General features: G+C 71.6%; 25 protein-coding genes. 8 read left to right on the plus strand and 17 right to left on the minus strand.

All coding sequences use genetic code 11. The annotated features are described in order from the left end of the window. Nucleotides 1-687, plus strand: a 687-nt coding sequence (locus ACWGN5_RS18220; protein WP_453516190.1) for a TerD family protein, incomplete at its 5' end; no start/stop codon positions are given. A gap of 3 nt (nucleotides 688-690) precedes the next feature. On the opposite strand, the gene ACWGN5_RS18225 is transcribed toward ACWGN5_RS18220, so the two are convergent. From ACWGN5_RS18225 to ACWGN5_RS18240, 4 genes are all read right to left on the minus strand, one after another. Continuing rightward, complete coding sequence (locus ACWGN5_RS18225) at nucleotides 691-1707, minus strand: 1-aminocyclopropane-1-carboxylate deaminase (protein WP_453516191.1); 1017 nt, start codon at nucleotides 1705-1707, stop codon at nucleotides 691-693. 218 nt (nucleotides 1708-1925) lie between these two features. Further along, complete coding sequence (locus tag ACWGN5_RS18230; protein WP_453516193.1) at nucleotides 1926-2642, minus strand: GntR family transcriptional regulator; 717 nt, start codon at nucleotides 2640-2642, stop codon at nucleotides 1926-1928. A gap of 89 nt (nucleotides 2643-2731) precedes the next feature. Next, nucleotides 2732-4156: an alkaline phosphatase PhoX gene (locus ACWGN5_RS18235; RefSeq protein WP_453516196.1), complete on the minus strand. Its 1425-nt coding sequence runs from the start codon at nucleotides 4154-4156 to the stop codon at nucleotides 2732-2734. A gap of 143 nt (nucleotides 4157-4299) precedes the next feature. Continuing rightward, on the minus strand, nucleotides 4300-5751 hold the full coding sequence (locus ACWGN5_RS18240) for a hypothetical protein (protein ID WP_453516198.1): 1452 nt from the start codon (nucleotides 5749-5751) through the stop codon (nucleotides 4300-4302). A 219-nt stretch (nucleotides 5752-5970) separates the two neighbouring features. Between ACWGN5_RS18240 and ACWGN5_RS18245 the strand changes: the two genes are divergently transcribed. After that, nucleotides 5971-7809 (plus strand): endonuclease/exonuclease/phosphatase family protein, encoded by a 1839-nt coding sequence (locus ACWGN5_RS18245; protein WP_453516201.1) that lies wholly within the window; start codon nucleotides 5971-5973, stop codon nucleotides 7807-7809. Between the two features lie 22 nt (nucleotides 7810-7831). Here ACWGN5_RS18245 and ACWGN5_RS18250 read toward each other — a convergent pair whose 3' ends face one another. After that, nucleotides 7832-8545, minus strand: a complete 714-nt coding sequence (locus tag ACWGN5_RS18250) for an antibiotic biosynthesis monooxygenase (RefSeq protein WP_453516203.1) — start codon at nucleotides 8543-8545, stop codon at nucleotides 7832-7834. An 89-nt stretch (nucleotides 8546-8634) separates the two neighbouring features. Between ACWGN5_RS18250 and ACWGN5_RS18255 the strand changes: the two genes are divergently transcribed. Next, nucleotides 8635-9078: an N-acetyltransferase family protein gene (locus ACWGN5_RS18255; protein WP_453516205.1), complete on the plus strand. Its 444-nt coding sequence runs from the start codon at nucleotides 8635-8637 to the stop codon at nucleotides 9076-9078. A 92-nt stretch (nucleotides 9079-9170) separates the two neighbouring features. Here the strand turns inward: ACWGN5_RS18255 and ACWGN5_RS18260 are convergent, their stop codons facing one another. Further along, on the minus strand, nucleotides 9171-9926 hold the full coding sequence (locus ACWGN5_RS18260) for an SDR family NAD(P)-dependent oxidoreductase (protein ID WP_453516207.1): 756 nt from the start codon (nucleotides 9924-9926) through the stop codon (nucleotides 9171-9173). A gap of 133 nt (nucleotides 9927-10059) precedes the next feature. Here ACWGN5_RS18260 and dapA point away from each other — a divergent pair, with 133 nt between their 5' ends. Next, entirely contained in the window at nucleotides 10060-10932 is an 873-nt protein-coding gene (dapA, locus tag ACWGN5_RS18265; protein WP_453516210.1) for a 4-hydroxy-tetrahydrodipicolinate synthase, read from the plus strand. Here the strand turns inward: dapA and dapD are convergent, their stop codons facing one another. From dapD to ACWGN5_RS18280, 3 genes are read right to left on the minus strand one after another with little or no spacing between them, the layout of a single operon-like run. Further along, a complete protein-coding gene (dapD, locus tag ACWGN5_RS18270; RefSeq protein ID WP_369143585.1) occupies nucleotides 10933-11916 on the minus strand; it encodes a 2,3,4,5-tetrahydropyridine-2,6-dicarboxylate N-succinyltransferase in 984 nt (327 codons plus the stop codon). A gap of 44 nt (nucleotides 11917-11960) precedes the next feature. After that, on the minus strand, nucleotides 11961-12563 hold the full coding sequence (locus ACWGN5_RS18275) for a TetR/AcrR family transcriptional regulator (RefSeq protein ID WP_453516212.1): 603 nt from the start codon (nucleotides 12561-12563) through the stop codon (nucleotides 11961-11963). Continuing rightward, nucleotides 12563-12883, minus strand: a complete 321-nt coding sequence (locus ACWGN5_RS18280; protein ID WP_453516215.1) for a DMT family transporter — start codon at nucleotides 12881-12883, stop codon at nucleotides 12563-12565. Before ACWGN5_RS18280 ends, ACWGN5_RS18275 begins: the two co-directional genes overlap by 1 nt. 63 nt (nucleotides 12884-12946) lie before the next feature. Here ACWGN5_RS18280 and ACWGN5_RS18285 point away from each other — a divergent pair, with 63 nt between their 5' ends. Continuing rightward, nucleotides 12947-13990: an oxidoreductase gene (locus ACWGN5_RS18285; protein ID WP_453516217.1), complete on the plus strand. Its 1044-nt coding sequence runs from the start codon at nucleotides 12947-12949 to the stop codon at nucleotides 13988-13990. Nucleotides 13991-14093: 103 nt separating this feature from the next. Here the strand turns inward: ACWGN5_RS18285 and ACWGN5_RS18290 are convergent, their stop codons facing one another. From ACWGN5_RS18290 to ACWGN5_RS18325, 8 genes are all read right to left on the minus strand, one after another. Next, the gene (locus ACWGN5_RS18290) at nucleotides 14094-14432 is read right to left on the minus strand and encodes a metal-sulfur cluster assembly factor (RefSeq protein ID WP_030205917.1); all 339 of its coding nucleotides are present in this window, start codon (nucleotides 14430-14432) and stop codon (nucleotides 14094-14096) included. Then, nucleotides 14429-14890 (minus strand): Fe-S cluster assembly sulfur transfer protein SufU, encoded by a 462-nt coding sequence (gene sufU / locus ACWGN5_RS18295; RefSeq protein WP_116161626.1) that lies wholly within the window; start codon nucleotides 14888-14890, stop codon nucleotides 14429-14431. Before sufU ends, ACWGN5_RS18290 begins: the two co-directional genes overlap by 4 nt. A gap of 11 nt (nucleotides 14891-14901) precedes the next feature. After that, nucleotides 14902-16170: a cysteine desulfurase gene (locus tag ACWGN5_RS18300; RefSeq protein ID WP_453516219.1), complete on the minus strand. Its 1269-nt coding sequence runs from the start codon at nucleotides 16168-16170 to the stop codon at nucleotides 14902-14904. Continuing rightward, the gene (sufC, locus tag ACWGN5_RS18305) at nucleotides 16167-16931 is read right to left on the minus strand and encodes a Fe-S cluster assembly ATPase SufC (RefSeq protein WP_041128637.1); all 765 of its coding nucleotides are present in this window, start codon (nucleotides 16929-16931) and stop codon (nucleotides 16167-16169) included. The genes ACWGN5_RS18300 and sufC overlap by 4 nt, the downstream gene beginning before the upstream one ends. 7 nt (nucleotides 16932-16938) lie before the next feature. Then, nucleotides 16939-17256, minus strand: coding sequence for a bifunctional 3-phenylpropionate/cinnamic acid dioxygenase ferredoxin subunit (locus tag ACWGN5_RS18310; RefSeq protein ID WP_030322524.1), 318 nt, complete (start codon nucleotides 17254-17256; stop codon nucleotides 16939-16941). Further along, a complete protein-coding gene (gene sufD / locus ACWGN5_RS18315) occupies nucleotides 17256-18437 on the minus strand; it encodes a Fe-S cluster assembly protein SufD (RefSeq protein ID WP_453516222.1) in 1182 nt (393 codons plus the stop codon). The genes ACWGN5_RS18310 and sufD overlap by 1 nt, the downstream gene beginning before the upstream one ends. Before the next feature lie 165 nt (nucleotides 18438-18602). Continuing rightward, the gene (sufB, locus tag ACWGN5_RS18320; RefSeq protein WP_389306045.1) at nucleotides 18603-20018 is read right to left on the minus strand and encodes a Fe-S cluster assembly protein SufB; all 1416 of its coding nucleotides are present in this window, start codon (nucleotides 20016-20018) and stop codon (nucleotides 18603-18605) included. After that, nucleotides 20015-20740, minus strand: coding sequence for a helix-turn-helix transcriptional regulator (locus ACWGN5_RS18325; protein WP_352019152.1), 726 nt, complete (start codon nucleotides 20738-20740; stop codon nucleotides 20015-20017). Before ACWGN5_RS18325 ends, sufB begins: the two co-directional genes overlap by 4 nt. A 170-nt stretch (nucleotides 20741-20910) precedes the next feature. Here ACWGN5_RS18325 and ACWGN5_RS18330 point away from each other — a divergent pair, with 170 nt between their 5' ends. The 3 genes from ACWGN5_RS18330 to ACWGN5_RS18340 all read left to right on the plus strand — a co-directional run bounded on the left by ACWGN5_RS18330 (nucleotide 20911) and on the right by ACWGN5_RS18340 (nucleotide 23658). Further along, nucleotides 20911-21846 carry an ABC transporter ATP-binding protein gene (locus tag ACWGN5_RS18330; protein ID WP_453516224.1) on the plus strand — a complete coding sequence of 312 codons (936 nt, stop codon included), beginning with the start codon at nucleotides 20911-20913 and terminating at the stop codon, nucleotides 21844-21846. Next, entirely contained in the window at nucleotides 21843-22625 is a 783-nt protein-coding gene (locus tag ACWGN5_RS18335; protein ID WP_453516226.1) for an ABC transporter permease, read from the plus strand. Before ACWGN5_RS18330 ends, ACWGN5_RS18335 begins: the two co-directional genes overlap by 4 nt. A gap of 73 nt (nucleotides 22626-22698) precedes the next feature. Beyond that, nucleotides 22699-23658 (plus strand): COX15/CtaA family protein, encoded by a 960-nt coding sequence (locus ACWGN5_RS18340; RefSeq protein ID WP_453516229.1) that lies wholly within the window; start codon nucleotides 22699-22701, stop codon nucleotides 23656-23658. The last annotated feature ends 37 nt before the right edge of the window (nucleotides 23659-23695 follow it).

Genomic DNA, 23695 nt, shown 5'->3' on the forward strand with positions numbered 1-23695 from the left:
CCCGTCGCCCCGCCGGGGCCGCCCGCCCCGCCCGCGCCGCCGGCCGCCGCCCCGGTGGACCCGCGGATCGCGGCCTCGGCGCCGCCGGCCCAGGCCCCCGTCTCCACGGGCAAGATCAACCTCGACAAGGGCCGGGTCAGCCTCCAGAAGAACCAGACGGTGTCCCTGGTCAAGGGCGGCCGGCCGCTGCTCTCCCAGGTCAAGATGGGCCTCGGCTGGGAGCCCGCCTACCGGGGCAAGGACATCGACCTGGACGCCTCGGTCATCGCGTACGGCCCCCAGCGCAACCACCTGGACAGCTGCTACTTCGGCAAGCTGACCATCCTGGGCGGCTCGGTCCAGCACTCCGGCGACAACCTCACCGGCGAGGGCGCCGGCGACGACGAGGTGATCACGGTCGACCTCGGCCGTCTCCCCGCCGACGCCACCGGCCTGGTCTTCACGGTCAACTCCTTCTCCGGCCAGAAGTTCACCGAGGTCGCCAAGGCCTACTGCCGGCTGATCGACGGCGCGACCGGCGAGGAGCTGGTCCGCTTCGACCTGACCTCCGCCGAGCCGCAGACCGGCGTGATGATGGCCAAGCTGATCAAGCAGTTCTCCGGCGAGTGGGAGATGACGGCCATGGGCGAGTTCGTGAAGTCGCGGACCGTCCGGGGCATGGTGAAGCCGGCCGCCCAGGCGCTGTAGTCCTCAGAACAGCGCGCTGTACGCGTTGAGGGCGGGCTGGCCGCCGAGGTGGGCGTAGAGCACGGTCGAGTCCCGGCCGATCTCTCCCCGGCCCACCAGGTCGACCAGACCCGCCATCGACTTCCCCTCGTAGACGGGGTCGGTGACCATGCCCTCGGTGCGGGCGGCGAGCCGCATCGCGTCGAGGGTGGTCTCGTCCGGGATGCCGTACACCCCGGCGTGGTAGCGCTCGTCCAGCTCGACGTCGGCCGCCGTCACCTCGCGCTCCACGCCGATGAGGGCGGCGGTGTCCCGGGCGATCCGGGTGATCTGCTCGTGCGTCGGTACGGGCTTCGCCGAGGCGTCGATCCCGATGATCCGGCGGGCCGGACCGCCCTCCTCGGCGAGCGCGGCGAAGCCGGCGACCATGCCGGCCTGGGTGGAGCCGGTCACCGAGCAGACGACGACGGTGTCGAAGAAGACGCCGAGCTCCCGCTCCTGCTCGGCCACCTCGTACGCCCAGTTCGCGAAGCCGAGACCGCCGAGCCGGTGGTCGGAGGCGCCCGCCGGGATCGCGTACGGCTTCCCGCCGCCCTCCTCGACCTCCCGCAGGGCCTGCTCCCAGCTCTCCTTGAAGCCGATGCCGAACCCGGCCTTCACCAGGCGCACATCGGCGCCCGCGAGGCGGCTGACGAGGATGTTGCCGACCTTGTCGTAGACGGAGTCGGGCCAGTCGACCCAGCTCTCCTGGACGAGGACGCAACCAAGGCCGGCGCGGGCGGCGACGGCGGCGACCTGACGGGTGTGGTTGGACTGCACGCCGCCGATCGAGACGAGGGTGTCGCAGCCCTGGGCGAGGGCGTCGGCGACCAGGTACTCCAGCTTGCGGGTCTTGTTCCCGCCGTACGCGACACCGGAGTTGCAGTCCTCGCGCTTGGCCCAGAGGGCGGCGCCGCCGAGGTGATGGGTGAGCCGTTCGAGCGGGTGGACCGGGGAGGGCCCGAAGAGGAGCGGGTAGCGGTCGAAGTCGTTGATCGGCAAAGCGGCTCCCGGTGGGTGACGGCGACGGTCGACTGTCCTGAACGTCCTACGGCCTAGGGCCTGTCTGACAATTCGCGCCGGATCAGGCCGGGTCGTCCGGTGCGTGCGATCGGCGTGCGGCCGGGACGCCCTCGTAGCGGAGCTACTTGGGCGTTTCGGCCGTGCGGCGAGCGTGCGTGCCGGGCGGGCCGGACCCGGCGGGAATTGTCAGACAGGCCCTAAGGAGCCGGGGGCTCCGCGGCCTCCCGGCCCGGCGTCGCCGGGATGCCGGTGACCTCGGCCACCTCGATCGCGTCGTCCGCGAGTTGCTCCAGGGCGGCCCAGATCTCCGTGGTGACCCGGACCGCCTCCTCCGCGTCCCCCGCCGCGCACGCGTCGATGAGCCGGGCGTGCAGTTCGGCCGATCCGCAGCTCCCGGCGTCGCCGAAGAGACGCCGCTCGACACGGCGGATCAAGGGGGTGTAGCGGGCGATCGTGGCGGCGGCGGCGTGGTTGCCGCTGGCGACGACGAGGACCTCGTGGAGCTCGTCGTCGGCGCGGAGCGCGGCCTCGACGTCGGAGGCGCGGACGGCCGCGGCGAAGCGCTCGTTGGCCTCGCGCATCGTCCGGATGCCCTCGGGGCCGAGCAGCGGGACACCGGTCCTGGCGGCGAGCTCGTGCATCACCCGCACCACGGAGGCGGCGTCCCGGACGACCCGGCTGACGGGCCGGGTGACCCGGGTGTAGCTCTGGGGCTTGGACTCGACGAGCCCCTCGTCGCCGAGCCGGGCCAGGGCCTCGCGCACGGGTGCGCGCGAGAGCCCGAGACGGTCGGCGAGATCGGCGTCCTTCAGCGACGCGCCGGGCGCGAGGTCGCCGCGCACGATGGCCTCGCGCAGCGCCTCGTACGCCCGGTCACGCAGCAGGGTCCGGCCCACGGGCCGCAGTGCGTCCATGGACTGACATGTTAGATGTCAGTCCATGGAGCTGACCAGGGATCAGTTTCGGCCTCGACGACGTCGACCGCCCCGAAGGCCCGGCCGCCTCAGCGGCGGGGCTGGCGGCGCCAGGGGCCGGTGATCGCGACCATGATGCCCGGGTCCTGGATGTTGGCGAACAGCGTGTCGCCGTCGGGCGAGAAGACGACGCCGGTGAACTCGCTGTCGTTGAGGTCGTTGCGGGCGATCGGGTAGGTGCGGCCCGAGTCGGTCGCGCCGAAGAGGTGCTGGACGCCCTCGCCGTCCTCGGCGATGACGAGCCCGCCGTACGGGGAGACGGTGATGTTGTCGGGGCCGTCGAAGGCGCCGTCCTGGTCCGGGGCGGTGTTCACCCCGAGGAGCACCTTGAGGGTGAGGGTGCGGCGCTTCGGGTCGTAGAACCAGACCTGGCCGTCGTGCGCGGCGCCGGGGCTCTCCTCGCGCGCGTAGGAGGAGACGACGTAGGCGCCGCCGTCGGCCCACCACATGCCCTCCAGCTTGCGGGCGCGGGTGACCTGGCCGTCCGTGAACTGCTTGCGGACGGGGGTGGTGCGGGCGTCGCGGTCGGGGACGTCGACCCAGTCGACGCCGTAGACGGTGCCGATCCGGGTGGCGCGGGACAGGTCGTCGACGAAGCGGCCCGAGGAGTCGATGCACTTGAAGGCCTGGAGCTCGCCGGCGTCGTCGGCGAGGGTGCGGAGCTTGCCGCGGCCGTGCTCGAAGTCCTGCGGCGGAACCCAGCGGAAGAGCAGCCCGTTGGGGCCGGACGCGTCCTCGGTGAGGTAGGCGTGGCCGCGCTTGGGGTCGATCACGACGGCCTCGTGGGCGTACCGGCCGAAGGCCTTGACCGGCTTCGGGTCGAGGTTGGCGCGGACGTCGCGCGGGTCGACCTCGAAGATGTAGCCGTGGTCCTTGGTCATGCCGTTCTTGCCGGCCAGGTCCTCGGTCTCCTCGCCGGTCAGCCAGGTGCCCCAGGCGGTGCGGCCGCCGGCGCAGTTGGTGGAGGTGCCGGCGATGCCGACCCACTCGGCGACGGTGCCGTCGCGGTGCACCTCGACGACGGTGCAGCCGCCGGCCGCGGCCGGGTCGTAGACGAGGCCCTCGGTGAGCGGCACGGGGTGGGCCCACTTGCTGCGGGGGCCCTTGAGCTCGTGGTTGTTGACGAGGTACGTGGCGCCGCGCGGGCCGGCGAAGGCGGCGGTGCCGTCGTGCTTCTCCGGGGTGAACTCGCCGGACTCCAGGCGGGTCACACCGCTGTGGGTGACGATGCGGTACGAGAACCCCTCGGGCAGGGCGAGCACGCCGTCGGGGTCGGCGACGAGCGGCCCGTACCCGAGCTCGTGGCCGTGCCCGTGGCCGGCCCCGACCGCCTCCGGCTCGTCGGAGGCGAGCGCCTCGGGGGCGGTGGCGAGAGCTCCGACGACACCGGTGAGGGCGAGGCCCGCACCGGCGGCGGCGGACTGCTTGGTGAACTCTCTGCGGTTGAGCGGCATGGTGGTGGGGTCTCCCTGTGATGGCCGATTCTCGCGGGCCACCCTCCCGCGCCCCCGAGAACACCGCCTGAACACCACGGGAACACCACCGGGCATCCGGCGGGGGCGCCCCGCCGGATGCGCCGCTGTGCCGGTGCGTCGGGTCAGGCCCCCGAAGTCCCCGACCGGGAGCGCGCCTTGAAGGCCGCCTTGCGGGCCTCCTTCGCCGAGGTCTTGTCGCGGTGCAGGCGGCCCATCGCCTCCAGGACCTCGGCCGTCGCCGGGTGGTCCACCCGCCAGGCCGCCTCGAAGAAGCCGCTGTGGCGGCCGGTCAGGCCCTCGATGAGTTCCTGGAGCTCCTGCAGGTCGCCGTCCGAGTCGAGCTGGGCCGCGATCGTGTCGATGGCCAGCCAGAAGATCATCGACTCCGGCGGCGCGGGCACGTCCGCCGCGCCGTGCTCGGCGAGCCAGACCCGGGCGAGGCCGCCGAGTTCCGCGTCGTCGAGGACCTCCCGGACGGCGGGCTCCGCCTCGGCGCCCACCAGGGAGAGCGTCTGCTGGCAGTGGAGGCGGCGGAGCGGGGAGCCCGCGTCGGCGCCCCGGGCGGCGTGCAGCAGTTCGCGGGCCGCGTCGAGCGCGTCGCGGCCGGCCAGCCACGCGGCGGTCTCCTCGCGGGCGGCGGCGGCCGGGTAGCCGGCGATCCCGTCGAGGAGGACGTCGGCGCCCTTGTCCGTCAGGTCGCCGACGGCGGGCGCGTCCACCCCGGCCTCCAGCATGCGGGCCCGGACGCCGTAGAGCCCGAGCGGGGTGAGCCGGACCATGCCGTAGCGGCTGACGTCCTCGTCGTCGACGGGCGGCGCGGGCTCCTCGCCCTCCTCGGCCATCAGGGCCTCGTCGACGGGCTGGTACGCGACGAGCCCGATCGGTTCGAGCAGCCGGAACTGCTCGTCGAGCCGCATCATCGCGTCCGAGACCTGCTCCAGGACGTCGTCGGTGGGCTCGCCCATGTCGTCGGGGACGACCATCGACGCGGCGAGCGCGGGCAGCGGTACGGGGCCTTCGCCGGCGCCGCCCTCGCTGACGGTCAGCAGGTAGAGGTTGCCGAGGACGCCCTCCAGGAACTCGGCCTCCGCCTCGGGGTCCCAGTCGAGCGCCTCGATGTCGATCTCGCCGTCCTCGCCGAGGAGCGCGTCCAGGTCGTCGAGGACGGGCGCGACGGCGTCGGCGAAGACGGCGTCGAAGCCGTCGAGCCAGAGCCCGAGGACGTCCTGCGGCGAACCGCCCGTGACCAGCGCGAGGTTCTCGCCGGGCCCGGCCCGCCCGGGCAGGCCCTCGGCCTCCCCGTCCTCGACGGCGACGAGGCCGGTGTCGACGGCGAGCCGCCAGGCGTCGCCGGCCCAGGTCTCGCCGTCCTCGTCGTCGGCGAGGCCCAGGACCTCGGCTGCCTCGGGGAGCTGCTCGTCGACGAGTTCGCCGCCCGCGTCGACCCGGGTCTCGGGCCCGGCCCAGCGGGCGAGCCGTACGGCCTGGACGAGGAGGGGGGCGGCCAGGGCGTCCCGCGCCAGCTCCGCGTCCGCACGCAGCCGAACGGGGGGAAGGGTGGGGTGCTCTGACATCTGGGGGGTCTCCTCGACACGTGCGGGGGTGGGGTGGGCGTGGGCGAAGGGGCTCGGAGAGCGGTCCTCAGCGTAGACGCATCCGGGGCCCCTTCCGGCGGTTCACGGATCCGTCAGCCTTCGTACACCCGTCGACTCTTGACAAGTCCACTCCTCTCACAAGAGATTGACGCGCGTAGATTCATCTGCCGTTCCTCCAAGCACCCTCGGAGCCTCTTGATGTCTTCCTCCATACCGAGATCCGCCGCGGTCTCCGCCGTCGTCGCCGCCGCCCTCGCCTCCGGTCTGCTCGCGGGTTCGGCGAACGCCGCCGCGGAGGACGCCGCCGCCGGCGTCCGCATCCACGACATCCAGGGCACGACGCGCGTCTCCCCCCTCGTCGGCAAGCAGGTCACCGGTGTCACGGGCATCGTCACCGGCGTCCGCACCTACGGCTCGCGCGGATTCTGGATCCAGGACCCGGACGCCGACGACAACGCGGCGACCAGCGAGGGCATCTTCGTCTTCACGAGCTCCGTCCCGACCGTCGCCGTCGGTGACGCGGTCAGCCTGAACGGCACGGTCACCGAGTACGTCCCCGGCGGCCTGAACTCCGGCAACCAGTCGCTGACCCAGATCTCCAAGCCCGTGATCACCGTCCTCTCGAAGGGCAACCCGGTCCCGGCCCCGGTGACGATCTCCGGCTGGTCCGTCCCCGACGAGTACGCCCCCGAGGGCGACCCCGCCGCCGGCGGCTCGATCAACGGCCTGACGCTGGACCCCGAGACGTACGCCCTGGACTACTACGAGTCCCTGGAGGGCACCAACGTCCGGATCGACTCCTCGCGCGTGGTCGGCGCCACCGACCCGTACGCGGAGCTCTGGGTGACGGTGAAGCCCTGGGAGAACGACAACGAGCGCGGCGGCACGGTCTACGGCTCGTACGAGTCCCAGAACACCGGCCGGCTCCAGATCCAGTCGCTGACCCCGCTGGTCCAGCAGCCGTTCCCGAAGGCGAACGTGGGCGACCGGCTGACCGGCACCACCGAGGGCCCGCTCGACTTCAACCAGTTCGGCGGCTACACGCTGACCGCCCGCACCCTCGGCACCCTCGTCGACGAGGGCCTGGAGCGCGAGACCACGGACAAGCAGCACAAGAACGAGCTGGCCGTGGCGACGTACAACGTCGAGAACCTCGACCCGACCGACCCGCAGGAGAAGTTCGACGCGCTCGCGAAGGCCGTCGTCGAGAACCTCGCCTCGCCCGACATCGTCGCCCTGGAGGAGATCCAGGACAACAACGGCGCCAAGAACGACGGAACCGTCGCCGCCGACGTGACGGTCAAGAAGTTCACGGACGCGATCCTGGCGGCCGGCGGTCCGGCGTACGAGTGGCGCTCGATCGACCCGGTGAACGGCAAGGACGGCGGCGAGCCCGGCGGCAACATCCGTCAGGTCTTCCTCTTCAACCCCGAGCGGGTCTCCTTCACCGACCGCGCGGGCGGCGACGCGACCACCGCCACCGCCGTGACGGGCACCAAGGGCCGCGCGGCGCTGACCCTCTCCCCCGGCAGGATCGACCCGTCCAACGCCGCCTGGGAGGCCAGCCGCAAGCCGCTCGCGGGCGAGTTCGTCTTCCGCGGCCGCACGGTCTTCGTGATCGCCAACCACTTCGGCTCGAAGGGCGGCGACGAGTCCATCGTCTCCCACCACCAGCCGCCGAACCGTTCCTCCGAGGCCAAGCGACTGCTCCAGGCGCAGGCCGTCAACGCCTTCGTCAAGCAGATCGAGGCCGTCGACAAGCAGGCCGACGTGCTGGTGGTCGGCGACATCAACGACTTCGAGTTCTCGGGGACGACGCAGGGCCTCACGGACGGCGGAGCGCTGTTCCCGGCCATGAAGTCGCTGCCGCTCAGCGAGCGCTACTCGTACGTGTACCAGGGCAACAGCCAGGTCCTCGACCAGATCCTGACCAGCCCGGGCGTCCACCACTTCGAGTACGACTCCGTCCACATCAACGCGGAGTTCGCCGACCAGGACAGCGACCACGACCCCCAGGTCCTGCGCTTCCGCCCGTAGCGAGAAGTATCGAGGGATACGGTCACACGCCCGCGTCAAGACTCAGCGCGGGCGTGTACCTACGTACCCGGCTGCCGACGAGCCCCGGGTACTCGTGCACCGTCCGCCAGGCCTCGCTGAGCGGGGCGTACTCCGCCTGCCACTCGACGTGGGCCTGCTCGCTCTCCCACTCGGCGAGGTTCAGGACGCGGGTGCCGTCGACGGACCGGTGGAAGTGCGCGCCGATCCCGCCGCGCGCCGCCCGCTTCCCCTCGTCGTCGGCCATCGCGGTGAGCACCGCGTCCACCCAGGCCTCCTGGCGCCCGGCGTCCGGTCCGTCGAAGTCGATCTCGACGACCGCGATCGCCCCGGGCACCGCCCCGGCGCTCTCCTCGCTGAGGACGGCGCTGCGGTGCGGCGCGGCGTAGCGGTGCAGCACCACCCGCTCGATGCCGGGGACGGCGGCGTCGATCTCGGCGTTCCGGTCGCCGCGGTACGTGGCGACGAACTGGTCGTAGGCCTCCTGGGCGGTCCACTGCGAGTAGTGGAGGAGGGTGTCCCCGTCCGTCCCGACGAAGACGCTGTACGAGAGCAGCCCCAGGTCGGGCCACTCCCGGCTCTCCCAGGTGCTGCGGATGGCCTCCACGGCCGCCCGCTGCCGCTCGGGGGTGGCGACCCGCCAGGTGCTGGCCAGAACGGCGCCGACGCCGGGGCGGCGGAGGTCGGGGCGGGCGTCGGGGCGGGCTACGGCGTTCATGGTGGGTCTCCTGTTCCTCGGGTGACCCCACCGTTCCCCCTCAACCATGGTTGAGGTCAAGGGGGGTGGGCCGTGGGAGACTTCGCGCCATGATCCTTCGCCCCGCCACCCGCGCCGAACTGCCCGCCGTCCTCGCCCTGCTCGCCGACGAGGACCGGGTCGTGGACCCCGCGTCGGTCCTCGTCACCGAGGCGTACGAGCGGGCCTTCACGGCCATCGAGGACGATCCGCGCAACGAGATGCTGGTCCTGGTGGACGGCGCTCTCGTCCTGGGCTGCCTCCAGGCCACGTACATCCCGGGGCTCGGCAAGGGCGGCGCCGAGCGGGCCCTGATCGAGGCGGTCCGGATCAGGGCCGACCGGCGCGGCGGCGGGCTCGGCCGGGAGCTGATGGAGCGGGCCGTGGCGCGGGCGAAGGAGCGCGGCTGCGCGCTCGTCCAGCTGACCAGCAACAAGCGGCGGACGGAGGCCCACCGCTTCTACGCCTCGCTGGGCTTCGCCCGCAGCCACGACGGCTTCAAACTGGCGCTCTGACCGAGCCCGCCGCGCTCCGAGCAGACCCTGGGGCCTGTCCGGAAAGTCCCGCCTGGGCCGCCGGGCAGACGGCGCTGCTTTCCGAGCAGACCCTAGCCGAGCAGGTGGCCGCCGCCGTCGACGAGGAGCACCTCGCCGGTGATGTACGAGGCGTGGGCGAGGTCGAAGACGGCCCCGGCGATGTCCTCGGGGCGGCCCACCCGGCGCAGCGGGACGACGCCGGCCACGTGCTCCTTGGCGGCGTCGGCGCCGTCCACCCCGTCGAACCAGGGGGTGTCGATGAGGCCGGGGGCGACCGCGTTGACGCGGATGTCGGGGCCGAGGGTCTTGGCGAGGAGCTTCGTCATGTGGTTGACGGCCGCCTTGGAGACGGAGTACGGGATGGAGCTGCCACCCGGCCGGACGCCCGCCTGGGAGGAGATCGTCACGACGTTGCCGCGGGTCTTCCGCAGGTGCGGGACGGCGGCGGTGACGGTCTGCCAGACGCCGATGACGTTGACGTCGTAGAGGTGGCGCCAGACCTCGGGCGAGGCGGCTTCGAGGTCGTCGTGCGGGATGAACCGGGTGGTGCCCGCGCAGTTGACGAGGAGGTCGAGGCGGCCGTACGCCTCCACGGCGGCCGCGACGAGCCCGGCGGCCTGGGCCTCGTCGGAGACGTCGGCCTGGACGTAGACGGCGTCCGGCAGTTCGGCGGCGAGGGCCTGGCCGGCGTCGACCGACCGCCCGGAGTTGACGACGACCCGGTACCCGGCCTCGGCGAGGCGGCGGGCGACGGCCGCGCCGATGCCCGAGGACGAGCCGGTGACGAGTGCGACGCGCTGTTCGGCGGCCGTGCTGTGTGCGCTCATGCTGTGCTGTTCTCCATGTCCCCCTGTCGCGCCCGGCCGATCATGCCAGACGCCCATCGTTCACAGAAACTGAATTCTCGAACCAAGCAGATCTAAGTGGACCTTCACGGTCGCTCGCACACAGACTGCTCGAATGAACACTGAACGCCCCTTCGGCCGCGCCCTCTGCGCGATGGTCACCCCGTTCACGCCCGCCGGCGCGCTCGATCTCGACGCGGCGGGGGAGCTCGCCGCCCGGCTCGTCGGGGAGGGCTGCGACGGCCTGGTCCTCAACGGCACGACGGGCGAGTCCCCGACCACCACCGACGCCGAGAAGGCCGCGCTCGTCCGCGCCGTCCGCGAGGCGGTCGGCGCCGGCCCGTCGCTCCTGTCGGGGGTGGGCACCGCCGACACCCGGCACACCGTGGAGCTGGCCCGGCAGGCCGAGAAGGCGGGGGCGGACGGGCTGCTCGTCGTCACCCCGTACTACAGCCGTCCCCCGCAGGCGGCCGTCGAGGCGCACTTCCTGAAGGTCGCGGACGCCACCGGTCTTCCGGTGATGGTCTACGACATCCCGGGCCGCACCGGCACCCGCGTCGAGCCCGCGACCATGCGGCGGCTCGCCCGGCACCCGCGGATCGTGGCGGTGAAGGACTGCTCGTACGACCTGTTGGCCTCGGCCCGGCTGATCGCGGAGACGGGGCTCGCGTACTACTCGGGCTGCGAGGAGCTGAACCTGCCGCTGTACGCGGTGGGCGGCGCCGGCTACGTCAGCACGGTGGCCAACGTCGTACCGCGCCGGCTGCGGGCGGTCCTGGACGCCTTCGACGCGGGCGACACCGCGGGCGCGGCCCGGCTCAACGCCCTGACCCTGCCGCTCGCCGAGCTGATGATGGCCTCGGGCCTGCCGGGCACGGTGACCGCGAAGGCGCTGCTCGGCGGCCCGCTGCGCGAACCGCTGCAGCCCGCCGACCGGGAGACGGCCGACGGGCTGCGGGCTGCGTACGAGGCGCTGGTGAACGCCTGATCAGTTGTGGCTGTGCAGGATCTCGTTGAGGCCGCCCCAGACCGCGTTGTTCGGGCGGGCCTCGACGGCGCCGGTGACCGAGTTGCGGCGGAAGAGGATGTTCGAGGCGCCGGAGAGCTCGCGGGCCTTGACGATCTGGCCGTCGGGCAGGGTGACCCGGGTGCCGGCGGTGACGTACAGACCGGCCTCGACGACGACCTCGTCGCCGAGCGCGATGCCGACGCCCGCCTCGGCGCCGATCAGGCAGCGCTCGCCGATGGAGATGACGACGTTGCCGCCGCCGGAGAGGGTGCCCATGGTGGAGGCACCGCCGCCGATGTCGGAGCCGTTGCCGACGACGACACCGGCGGAGATGCGGCCCTCGACCATCGAGGTGCCGAGGGTGCCGGCGTTGAAGTTGACGAAGCCCTCGTGCATGACGGTGGTGCCGGCCGCGAGGTGGGCGCCGAGGCGGACGCGGTCGGCGTCGGCGATGCGGACGCCGGCGGGCACGACGTAGTCGGTCATGCGCGGGAACTTGTCGATCGAGGTCACCTGGAGGTGCAGGCCCTCGGCGCGGGCGTTGAGCCGCACCTTCTCGATGTCGTCGACGGCGACCGGGCCCAGCGAGGTCCAGGCGACGTTGGCGAGCAGGCCGAAGACGCCGTCCAGGCTCTGGCCGTGCGGCTTGACCAGCCGGTGGCTCAGCAGGTGGAGGCGGAGGTAGGCGTCGTGGGCGTCGATCGGCTTCTCGTCGAGCGAGGCGATGACGGTGCGGACGGCGACCACCTCGACGCCACGGCGGGCGTCCACGCCGAGGGCCTTGGCGGCGCCCTCGCCGAGGGCGTTGACGGCCTCGTCGGGGCTGAGGCGCTCGGTGCCGGCCGGGCCGGCCGCTTCGGTCAGCTCGGGGGCGGGGAACCAGGTGTCGAGAACGGTGCCGTCGCCGGCGATGGTGGCGAGGCCGGCGGCGACGGCGCCGGTGGTGCGAGGAGCAGTGGTCATGACGGAAAACCTAACCGGCGGGCCCCCGCCCGGGCCAACCGGTCTCAGGTGTCGGTCGGGTCCGTCGGCGGTTCCGACGAGGCCGTGAGCGGCTCGTTCGGTCCTTCGTTCAGGACCCGCGCGAGGATCACGCGCGCGTACTGCTCGTCGTAGCTGCCGTCGGTGAGCAGGACCTGGAGGCAGATGCCGTCCATGACCGCGACCAGGGCCCGGGCGCCGGCCGGGTCGGTGCGGTGGGCCAGGGCGGCGACGACGGACTCGGTCCACTCGGCGGCGACCGGACGCAGGGCGGGGCGGCGCAGGGCGGCCAGGTAGAGCTCGTACTCCAGCTCCACGCGCGCGCGTTCGCCGCCCAGCCACTCCCCCAGGAGCCGGGCGAGCGCGGTGGCGAGGCCGGTGTCCGGGTCGGTGAGGGCGGGGTGCTCGCGGAGCAGCCGTCCGAAGCCCTCGTTGGCCTTGCGGAGCGCCGCGACGAGGAGTTCGTCGAGGGAGGCGAAGTGGTAGGTGGTGGAGCCGAGCGGCACGTCGGCCTCGGCGGCCACCGTGCGATGGCTGAGGCCGCCGATGCCGGAGCGCCCGACGACGGTGAGGGCGGCGTCGACGATCCGCTCGCGCCGGTCGGGGTCGTAGCGCCGGGCCCGGGCCATCAGTGCGCGCCGCCGAGGTTGAGGACGGCGACGCCGGCGATGATGAGGAGGATTCCGGCGATCTTGGCGGGGCCCAGGCTCTCGCCGAGGAAGAGGAAGCCGATGACGGCGACGGCGGCGGTGCCGACCCCGGACCAGATGGCGTAGGCGGTGCCGACCTGGAGGGTCTTGAGCGCCTGGGCGAGGAGGACGAAGGCGATGAGATAGCCCGTACCGGTGACGAGGGAGGGCCAGAGCCGGGTGAAGCCCTCGCTGTACTTCATCGAGGTGGTGGCGAGTATCTCCGCCGCGATGGCGCCCGCAAGGAGTCCGTAACCCATGCGTACGAGCGTACACAAGCATGCGTACGGGCGTACGCATCGCTGCCCTATACGGTGTCCCGCATGACGTATCCCCCCGGTCCGCCAGGACCGCCCTACGGCTACGGCTACCCGCCGCCGCCCCCACCGCCGAAGCCCGGTGTCATACCCCTCGCGCCGCTCGGCTTCAGCACGATCCTGACGGGCGCCTTCGCGACCTTCGGCCGCTACTGGAAGCAGCTGCTCGGGGTGGCGGGAGCCGTCTACGGGGCGGCGCTGCTGATCGTCGGCGCGGCCCTCGGCATCGCGTACGCGGCCGTCGGCGACCTGGCCGTCTTCGACCTGCCGTCGGGCCAGGACCCCCGGTGGGAGGACATCCGGCCGCTGCTCGTCGCCTTCGGCTGCGTCTGGCTGGTCGCCATGATCGCGATCATCTGCGCCAACACCGTGGTGGCGGCCGCCTGCCCGGCCGTGCTGCAGGACGCGGTCCTCGGCCGGCCCACCACCTTCGGCGCGGTCTGGCGCCGGGCCTGGTCCCGGACCCCGGCCGTCCTCGGCACCATGGTGCTGACCACGCTGACGCTGCTGCTCCCTGCGGTGCTCTTCCTGGGCGCCTTCGTCCTCCTGACCGTGGCGCTGCTCGCGGCCCGGACCGGCCCGCTGATCGCGCCGTTCCTGGCCTTCGCCGGCGCGACGGTCACGCTGCCGGTCGCGCTCTGGATCTGGGTGAAGTTCAGCCTGGCCCCGGCGGCGGCCGTGATCGAGGGGCAGGGCGCCTTCGCCTCGATGCGCCGGTCCTCGTCCCTGGTCCGGGGCTCCTGGTGGCGCATCTTCGGCGGCCTGCTCGCCGCCGGCGTGATGGCCGCCGTGGTGAGCTGGCTGATCCAGCAGGTGTTCTCGCTGCTGATCTCGGCCCCGCTGGCGGCGATGGACTTCTCCAGCGACAACGCCGCCACCCTGATCGCCTCCTTCGCGGTCCTCCTCGGCTTCCTCGCCGTCGGCCAGCTGTTCAGCCAGGCGCTCGTCTCCGTCTTCCCGCCCCTGGTCACCGGCCTGCTCTACGTCGACCAGCGGATCCGCAAGGAGAACCTGGCCCCGGAGCTGGCCCGCGCGGCCGGACTGCTCTAGACACCGCTCCGGACCCTGCTCCGGACACCGCTCCGGACTCTGCTCCGGACATGCGGAACGGCCGCGCCCCGAGGGGCGCGGCCGTTCTCACGTACACCTGCGATCAGACGTTGAAGCCGAGCGCGCGCAGCTGCTCGCGGCCGTCGTCCGTGATCTTGTCCGGACCCCACGGGGGCATCCAGACCCAGTTGATCTTCAGCTCGCTGACGATGCCGTCCGTCGCCGACTTCGCCTGGTCCTCGATCACGTCGGTCAGCGGACAGGCCGCCGACGTCAGCGTCATGTCCAGCGTCGCGACGTTCGAGTCGTCGATGTGGATGCCGTAGATCAGGCCCAGGTTGACGACGTCGATGCCCAGCTCGGGGTCGACGACGTCGTACAGCGCCTCACGGACTTCTTCCTCGGAGGCCGGCTTCATCGTGGCCTCGGCGTTCTCGGTCATGCCGACTTCCTCTCCGCGTCACCCAGCGCCTGGGCGGTCGCGTCCTTCCACGCCATCCAGCTGAGCAGCGCGCACTTCACACGGGCCGGGTACTTGGAGACCCCGGCGAACGCGACCGCGTCCTCCAGGACCTCCTCCATCGCCTCGTCCGGCTCGATCTGGCCCTTGGACTGCATCAGCTCCAGGAAGGTGCCCTGGATCTTCTGCGCCTCGGCCAGCTCCTTGCCGACGAGCAGCTCGTTGAGGACGGAGGCCGAGGCCTGGCTGATGGAGCAGCCCTGGCCCTCGTACGACACGTCCTCGATGCGCGAGCCGTCGTACTTCACGCGGAGCGTGATCTCGTCGCCGCACGTCGGGTTGACGTGGTGCACCTCGGCGTCGCCGTCCCGAAGACCGCGCCCGTGCGGGTGCTTGTAGTGGTCCAGGATGACGTCCTGGTACATCGAATCCAGCTTCACGAGCCGTTCCCCTAGCCGAAGAAGTTACGGACGTGCTCCAGCCCCTCGACCAGGGCGTCGACCTCGGCCGGAGTGGAGTACAGATAGAACGACGCTCGCGTGGTCGCGGGAATTCCGTACCGCAGGCAGACCGGCCGCGCGCAGTGGTGGCCGACCCGGACCGCGATGCCCTGCTCGTCGAGGACCTGGCCCACGTCGTGCGGGTGGATGTCGCCCAGCGTGAAGGAGATCGCCGCGCCGCGGTCCTCGGCCGTGGTGGGGCCGATGATCCGCAGGTCCGGGACCTCCTGGAGGCGCCGGACGGCGTACTCGGTGATCGCGTGCTCGTGGCGCGCGATGTTCTCCATGCCGATCGCCGACAGGTAGTCCACGGCCGCGCCGAGGCCGACGGCCTGGGCGATCGGGGGCGTACCCGCCTCGAACTTGTGCGGGGCCGGCGCGTACGTCGAGGAGTGCATCGAAACGGTCTCGATCATCTCGCCGCCGCCGAGGAAGGGCGGGAGGTCCTCCAGGAGCTCCTGCCGTCCCCACAGCACGCCGATGCCGGTCGGGCCGCACATCTTGTGGCCGGTGAAGGCCACGAAGTCGGCCTGGAGCGCCTGCACGTCCAGGACCATGTGCGGGGCCGCCTGGGAGGCGTCGATGCAGACGAGCGCACCGACCTCCTGGGCACGGCGGATGATCGTCTCCACCGGGTTGACCGTGCCGAGCAGGTTCGAGACCAGCGTGAACGAGACGATCTTGGTCTTCTCGGTGATGACCTCCTCGATGTTCGAGAGGTCGAGGCGCCCGTCGTCGGTGAGGCCGAACCACTTCAGCTTCGCGCCCGTGCGCTGCGAGAGCAGCTGCCACGGCACGATGTTGGAGTGGTGCTCCATCTCCGTGATGGCGATCTCGGTCTCGTGGTCCACGCGGTAGGGCTCGTCGGCCCAGCCCAGCATGTTGGCCACGAGGTTGAGCGACTCCGAGGCGTTCTTGGTGAAGATCACCTCGTCGCGGCTCGGCGCGTTGATGAAGGCCGCGACCTTGTCACGGGCGCCCTCGTACAGCGCCGTCGCCTCCTCGGCGACCGTGTAGACGCCTCGGTGGACGTTGGCGTTGTGACGCTCGTAGTACTGGTTGAGCGCGTCGAGGACCTGCCGCGGCTTCTGGGAGGTCGCCGCGGAGTCGAGGTACACGATCTTCTTGCCGTCGTGGACCACGCGATCCAGGAGCGGGAAGTCCTTGCGGATCGCCTCGGTGTCGAGGAGGCCGGAGAGCCCCAGATGGGCAGAAGTCACGCGGATGCGCCACCCTTCACGTACTTGTCGTAGCCCTCGTTCTCCAGCTGGTCGGCGAGCTCGGCGCCGCCGGACTCGACGATGCGGCCGTTCGCGAACACGTGCACGAAGTCGGGCTTGATGTAGCGCAGGATGCGCGTGTAATGGGTGATCAGCAGGGTGCCGACCTCACCGGTCTCGCGGACGCGGTTGACGCCCTCGGAGACGATGCGCAGGGCGTCGACGTCGAGGCCGGAGTCGGTCTCGTCGAGGATCGCGATCTTCGGCTTGAGGAGCTCCAGCTGCAGGATCTCGTGGCGCTTCTTCTCACCGCCGGAGAAGCCCTCGTTGACGTTGCGCTCGGCGAAGGCCGGGTCCATCTGGAGCTGCTCCATCGCGGACTTGACCTCCTTCACCCAGGTGCGCAGCTTGGGCGCCTCGCCGCGGACGGCGGTGGCGGAGGTGCGCAGGAAGTTGGAGACCGAGACACCGGGGACCTCGACCGGGTACTGCATGGCGAGGAAGACGCCGGCGCGGGCGCGCTCGTCGACCGACATCTCCAGGACGTCCTCGCCGTCGAGGGTGACGGTGCCGCCGGTGACCGTGTACTTCGGGTGACCGGCGAGGGAGTACGCCAGGGTCGACTTGCCGGAGCCGTTGGGGCCCATGACGGCGTGGGTCTCGCCCTGCTTGATGGTCAGGTCGACGCCCTTGAGGATCTCGCGGGGGCCGTTCTCCGCCTCGACGGAGACGTGCAGGTCGTGGATTTCAAGCGTAGCCATGGGTGACTCAGGACTCCTGGGTGACGGAGACGAGCACATCGTCCCCTTCGATCTTTACGGGGTATACGGGGACGGGGCGCGTCGCGGGAAGGCCCGAGGGCTTGCCGGTGCGCAGGTCGAAGCTGGAGCCGTGCAGCCAGCACTCGATCGCGCAGTCCTCGACCTCGCCCTCCGAGAGGGAGACGTTCGCGTGCGAGCAGATGTCGTTGATCGCGAACACCTCGCCCTCGGTGTGCACGACCGACACCGGCGTGCCGTCGACCTCGACCCGCTTCGGGGTGTCGGCCTCCAGCTCGCTCAGCGCGCAGACTCGGACGAAGGCCATCAGACGGAGGCCTCCAGCTCGGCCTCGATCTTGGCGAGGAGTCGCTCCTGGACGTCCGGCAGACCGATCTGCTGGACGAGCTCCGCGAAGAAGCCGCGGACGACGAGGCGGCGGGCCTCGGCCTCCGGGATGCCGCGGGCCATCAGGTAGAAGAGCTGCTCGTCGTCGAAGCGGCCGGTGGCCGAGGCGTGACCGGCGCCGGCGATCTCGCCGGTCTCGATCTCCAGGTTCGGCACGGAGTCGACCCGGGCGCCGTCCGTGAGGACCAGGTTCCGGTTGAGCTCGTACGTGTCGGTGCCCTCGGCGGCGGCCTCGATGAGCACGTCGCCGATCCAGACGGCGTGCGCGTCCTGGCCCTGCAGCGCGCCCTTGTAGGCCACGTTGGACTTGCAGTGCGGGACGTTGTGCGTGACCAGGAGGCGGTGCTCCTGGTGCTGGCCGGCGTCCGTGAAGTACAGGCCGAAGAGCTCGGCCTCGCCGCCGGGGCCCGCGTAGGCGACGCGCGGGTGGAGGCGGACGACGTCGCCGCCGAAGGTGACGACGACCGACTTGAAGGAGGCGTCGCGGCCGATCAGGGCGTTGTGCTGGCCGACGTGGACGGCCTTCTCGTCCCAGTCCTGGACGGAGACGACGGTCAGCTTCGCGCCGTCGCCGAGGACGAAGTCCACGTTGGCGGCGAGCACCGCGTCACCGGTGTGGTCGATGACCACGACGGCCTCGGCGAAGGCGCCGAGCTCGATGACCTGGTGGCCGTAGGCGACACCGCCGACGCCGTGCACGGAGATGCGGATCGGCTCGGTGAGCACCGCCTCCTTGGCGACGGTGACGACCGAGGCCTTCTCGAAGGAGGAGTACGCCTGGGCGGCGACGCGGTCGACGGGCGTGCCGGCCTTGCCGAGGCGCTCGTCGTCGCGGCCGACGGTCTCCACGGTGACGCCCTCGGGGGCCTCGACCTCGACGCGGACGCCCTCGCCGTTCGCGACGGCGGTGCCGTCGTGGAGGCCGCGCAGGCGCGCCAGCGGCGTGAACCGCCACTCCTCCTCGCGGCCGTGCGGGACGGGGAAGTCCGCGACGTCGAAGGACGGGGGCGCGCTCATGCGCGTGGCGACGGTGGACTCGGCGGCCACCGCGATCGAGCCGGCGGTGGTGGAGCCCGCCGGGATGTTCTGAGCCTCAGCCATGGCTGTCGTCTTGCTCTCTTCCTGCCTCGTCTTACGGGCCCGCCCCGTGCGGTGGGCCGGTCCGGCCGGGCGCCTTGCGGCGCCGGCCGGGAACCTGCCGTCGTGCGGCGGACTCGCGGGGCTCAGCGACTGAGCCCGGGTCGTTTGCCTGGTCTGCGGGGCGCTCTAGCCCACCGCGCCTTCCATCTGCAGCTCGATCAGCCGGTTGAGCTCCAGGGCGTACTCCATGGGGAGCTCCTTGGCGATGGGCTCGACGAAGCCGCGGACGATCATCGCCATGGCCTCGAACTCGGTGAGGCCGCGGCTCATCAGGTAGAAGAGCTGGTCCTCGGAGACCTTGGAGACGGTGGCCTCGTGGCCCATGGAGACGTCGTCCTCGCGCACGTCCACGTAGGGGTACGTGTCGGAGCGGGAGATCGTGTCGACGAGCAGCGCGTCGCAGAGCACGTTGGACTTGGCGCCCGGGGCACCCTCGCCGATCTCGATGAGACCGCGGTAGGAGGTGCGGCCGCCGCCTCGCGCCACCGACTTGGAGACGATGTTGGAGGAGGTGTTCGGGGCCATGTGGACCATCTTGGCGCCGGCGTCCTGGTGCTGGCCCTCGCCCGCGAAGGCGATGGACAGGGTCTCGCCCTTGGCGTGCTCGCCCATGAGGTAGACGGCCGGGTACTTCATGGTGACCTTGGAGCCGATGTTGCCGTCGACCCACTCCATGGTGGCGCCCTCGTAGGCGACGGCGCGCTTGGTCACCAGGTTGTAGACGTTGTTCGACCAGTTCTGGATGGTCGTGTAGCGGCAGCGGCCGCCCTTCTTCACGATGATCTCGACGACCGCGGAGTGCAGCGAGTCGGAGGAGTAGATCGGGGCGGTGCAGCCCTCGACGTAGTGGACGTAGGCGTCCTCGTCGACGATGATCAGCGTCCGCTCGAACTGGCCCATGTTCTCCGTGTTGATGCGGAAGTAGGCCTGCAGCGGGATCTCGACGTGCACGCCCTTCGGCACGTAGATGAACGAGCCGCCGGACCAGACGGCCGTGTTCAGGGAGGCGAACTTGTTGTCGCCGACCGGGATGACGGTGCCGAAGTACTCCTTGAAGAGCTCCTCGTGCTCCTTCAGCGCGGTGTCGGTGTCGACGAAGACGACGCCCTGCTCCTCCAGGTCCTCACGGATCTGGTGGTAGACGACCTCGGACTCGTACTGGGCGGCGACACCGGCGACGAGGCGCTGCTTCTCCGCCTCCGGGATGCCGAGCTTGTCGTACGTGTTCTTGATGTCCTCCGGCAGGTCCTCCCAGGACTCGGCCTGCTTCTCGGTGGACCGCACGAAGTACTTGATGTTGTCGAAGTCGATGCCGGAGAGGTCGGAGCCCCAGGTCGGCATGGGCTTCTTGTCGAAGAGACGCAGACCCTTGAGACGCAGCTTGAGCATCCACTCGGGCTCGTTCTTCTTCGCGGAGATGTCGCGGACGACGTCCTCGTTCAGTCCGCGCTTGGCCGCGGCGCCAGCCGCGTCGGAGTCGGCCCAGCCGTACTCGTACCGACCCAGGCCCTCGAGCTCGGGGTGGCTGATCTCGGTGGTCATGCGGGGTTCCTCCCGGCCGTGCTTGCGGATGCTGATTCGGTGGTCTGTGGGGCGCCGTGCGGGATGAACGTGGTGCAGACGCCGTCACCATGCGCGATGGTGGCCAGACGCTGGACGTGCGTTCCCAAGAGGCGGGAGAAGAACTCCGTCTCCGCCTCGCACAGCTGGGGGTACTGCTCGGCGACGTGGGCTACCGGGCAGTGGTGCTGGCAGAGCTGCTCGCCGACCGGCGCGTTCCGCGCAGTGGCAGCGTACCCGTCCGCCGTGAGGGCCTTGGCCAGTGCCTCGGTCCGCTGGGCGGGCTCGGCCGATTCGACGGCCTCGCGGTACGCCCCGGCCTGGGCCTCGATCCGGTCGCGGGCGAAGGCGGCGACGGCCGCCTCTCCGCCGGCGTTGCGCTCGATCCAGCGGAGCGCCTCGACGGCGAGGGAGTCGTACGACTGGTCGAAGGCGTCCCGGCCGCAGTCGGTGAGCGCGAAGACCTTCGCGGGGCGACCACGGGCCCGGGTCCCGTAGACGCGCTTCTCGCGGGCTTCGACGACGTTCTCGGCGACCAGCGAGTCGAGGTGGCGGCGGACGGCGGCCTGGGTGAGGCGGAGCCGTTCGGCCAGATCGGCGACGGTCGAGGGACCGTGGTCCAGGATCGACCGCGCGACCCGGTTGCGCGTGGAACGCTCTCGGGTCGCGAGTTCCTCCACCGGAGCCGCGCCAACGTTTTTCACAACGCCATTGTTGCGTAATTAATCGCGAGGTGACAAGCGACGCCGGGACCGGCCACGGTGCTGTGCATCACTCAGGTAAGGCTTACCTGACCTGCGGAAACGATCATTGGTGGGATGAATCCGAAGCCCCGCGCACCGGGGTCCCCGGCGGGCTCTCTAGACTTCCGGGCATGTCAATCGAGTCCGTCGACAGCGCCGTCCAGGTCCGCGGCCTGGTCAAGCGGTACGGAAACAAGACCGCCGTCGACGGCCTCGACCTCGACGTCCGCGCCGGCACCGTCACCGCAGTCCTCGGCCCCAACGGGGCCGGCAAGACCACCACCATCGAGACCTGCGAGGGCTACCGCAGGCCCGACGGCGGCACCGTCCGCGTCCTCGGCCTCGACCCGGTCGCCGACGCCGCCGCCCTGCGGCCCAGGATCGGCGTGATGCTCCAGTCGGGCGGCGTCTACTCCGGTGCCCGCGCCGACGAGATGCTCCGCCACATGGCGAAGCTGCACGCCCACCCCCTCGACGTGGACGCCCTCGTCGAGCGCCTCGGCCTCGGCTCCTGCGGCCGCACCACCTACCGGCGCCTCTCCGGCGGCCAGCAGCAGCGCCTCGCGCTCGCCATGGCCGTCGTCGGCCGCCCCGAGCTCGTCTTCCTCGACGAGCCCACCGCCGGACTCGACCCGCAGGCCCGCCGCGCCACCTGGGACCTCGTCCGCGAGCTGCGCGCCGACGGCGTGACCGTGGTCCTCACCACCCACTTCATGCAGGAGGCCGAGGAGCTCGCCGACGACGTCGCCATCGTCGACGCCGGCCGGGTCGCCGCCCAGGGCAGCCCCGAGGAGCTCTGCCGCGGCGGCGCCGAGAACACCCTGCGCTTCACCGGCCGCCCCGGCCTCGACCTCGGCTCCCTGCTCAAGGCGCTGCCGGACGGCTCGGCCGCCGCGGAGACGCTCCCCGGCACGTACCGGATCACCGGCACCGTCGACCCGCAGCTGCTCGCCACGGTCACCACCTGGTGCGCCCAGCACGGCGTCATGCCCGACGGCATCTCCGTCGAACGCCACACCCTCGAAGACGTCTTTCTGGAACTGACCGGCAAGGAGCTGCGCGGATGAGCACCGGTACGTACGCGCCGAAGCCGGGGGCCGCCCCCGTCGGGCGGATGATCGCCGCACAGACCGCCCTGGAGACCAGGATGCTGCTGCGCAACGGCGAGCAGCTGCTCCTGACGGTGATCATCCCCTCGCTGCTCCTGGTGCTGTTCTCCACCGTCGACATCGTCACTGTGCCTGTTTCAAAGACGGGGGGCGCCGACAAGGCCGTCGACTTCCTCGCCCCCGGCGTCCTCGCCCTGGCCGTGATGTCCACCGCCTTCACCGGCCAGGCCATCGCGACCGGTTTCGAGCGGCGGTACGGGGTGCTCAAGCGCCTGGGCGCCTCACCGCTCCCCCGCTGGGCGCTCATGACCGCCAAGACGCTCTCCGTCCTCGTCACCGAGGTCCTCCAGGTCGTGCTCCTGACGGCGATCGCCCTGGCCCTCGGCTGGTCCCCGCACGGAAACCCCGCGTCCGTCCTGCTGCTCCTGCTCCTCGGCACCGCGGCCTTCTCCGGGCTCGGTCTGCTGATGGCCGGCACGCTCAAGGCCGAGGCCACCCTCGCCGCCGCGAACCTGGTCTTCCTGCTGCTCCTGGTGGGCGGCGGGGTCATGGTCCCGCTGGAGAAGTTCGGCGCCGCGGGCGACGTGCTCGCGCTGCTGCCGATCTCGGCGCTCTCGGACGGCCTGCGCGACGTCCTCAGGGACGGGGCCTCGATGCCGTGGGCCGACGCGGGGATCCTGGCCGTCTGGGCCGTCCTGGGGCTCGGGGCGGCGGGCAGGTTCTTCCGCTGGGAGTAACCGTAAGGTTCCGTTCCGCCATATACGCCCCCCTCGTGAAAGCGCGCACAAGCGCCGTCCTACGATAGGGCCCGTGCAGACCCCCCTCGCCCTCATCGCCCAGCGCTGGACCCCGTCCCCCCGGACGCTCCGGCGCGCCGCGCTCGCCGCCGTCGTGATGAGCGTGCTCATCATCGTCACGGGCGGCGCGGTCCGGCTGACCGGTTCCGGTCTCGGCTGCGACACCTGGCCGAAGTGCACCGACGACAGCCTCATCGTCACGCCCGAGCAGGGCTACCGGGGCGCGATCGAGTTCGGCAACCGGATGCTGACGTACGTGCTGTCGGCGGCGGTCGGCTGGGCGATCATCGCCGCCCGCTCCACCAAGCCCTGGCGGCGCGGGCTCACCCGCCTCGGCTGGGCCCAGTTCTGGATCGTGATGAGCAACGCCGTCATCGGCGGCATCACGGTGTGGATGGGCCTCAACCCGTGGACCGTCGCCGGCCACTTCCTCGCCGCGAACTCCCTGCTCACGGTCGCCGTCATCACCTGGCACCGCACCGGCGAGGGCGACACCGCCCCCCGGCCGCGCGTCCCCCGCCCGGTCCGCAAGCTGTCCTGGGCGATCACGCTCGTCTCCGCCCTGCTGATCGTCCTCGGCACGACGGTCACCGGCGCCGGCAAGCACGCCGGTGACAGCAGCGACGTCCCGCGCATGCCGTGGGACTGGACGAACGCCGCCCACGTCCACGCCATCGCCGCCTGGGTCGTCTGCGCCCTCGCGCTCGCCATGTGGCTGGTCCTGCGCGTGGTGGACGCCCCGGACGACACCCGCGCCCGCGCCCGCGACCTGCTGATCGTGCTGCTCGCGCAGGGCGGCATCGGTTACGTCCAGTACTTCACCGGAGTCCCCGAGCTCCTGGTCGCCGCGCACATGCTCGGCTCCTCGCTGATGTGGATCGCGGTCCTGCGCCTGGCCCTGAGCCTCCGCGAGCGCCCGCTCCCCACGCCGGAGATCCCGGCCCAGACCGACCCCGAGCTCGCGACCGCCTGAGCCACCAGGGCCGGGTCCGCGGCCGTCCGGAGCCTCC

Source organism: Streptomyces sp. NPDC055815, from assembly GCF_053616475.1.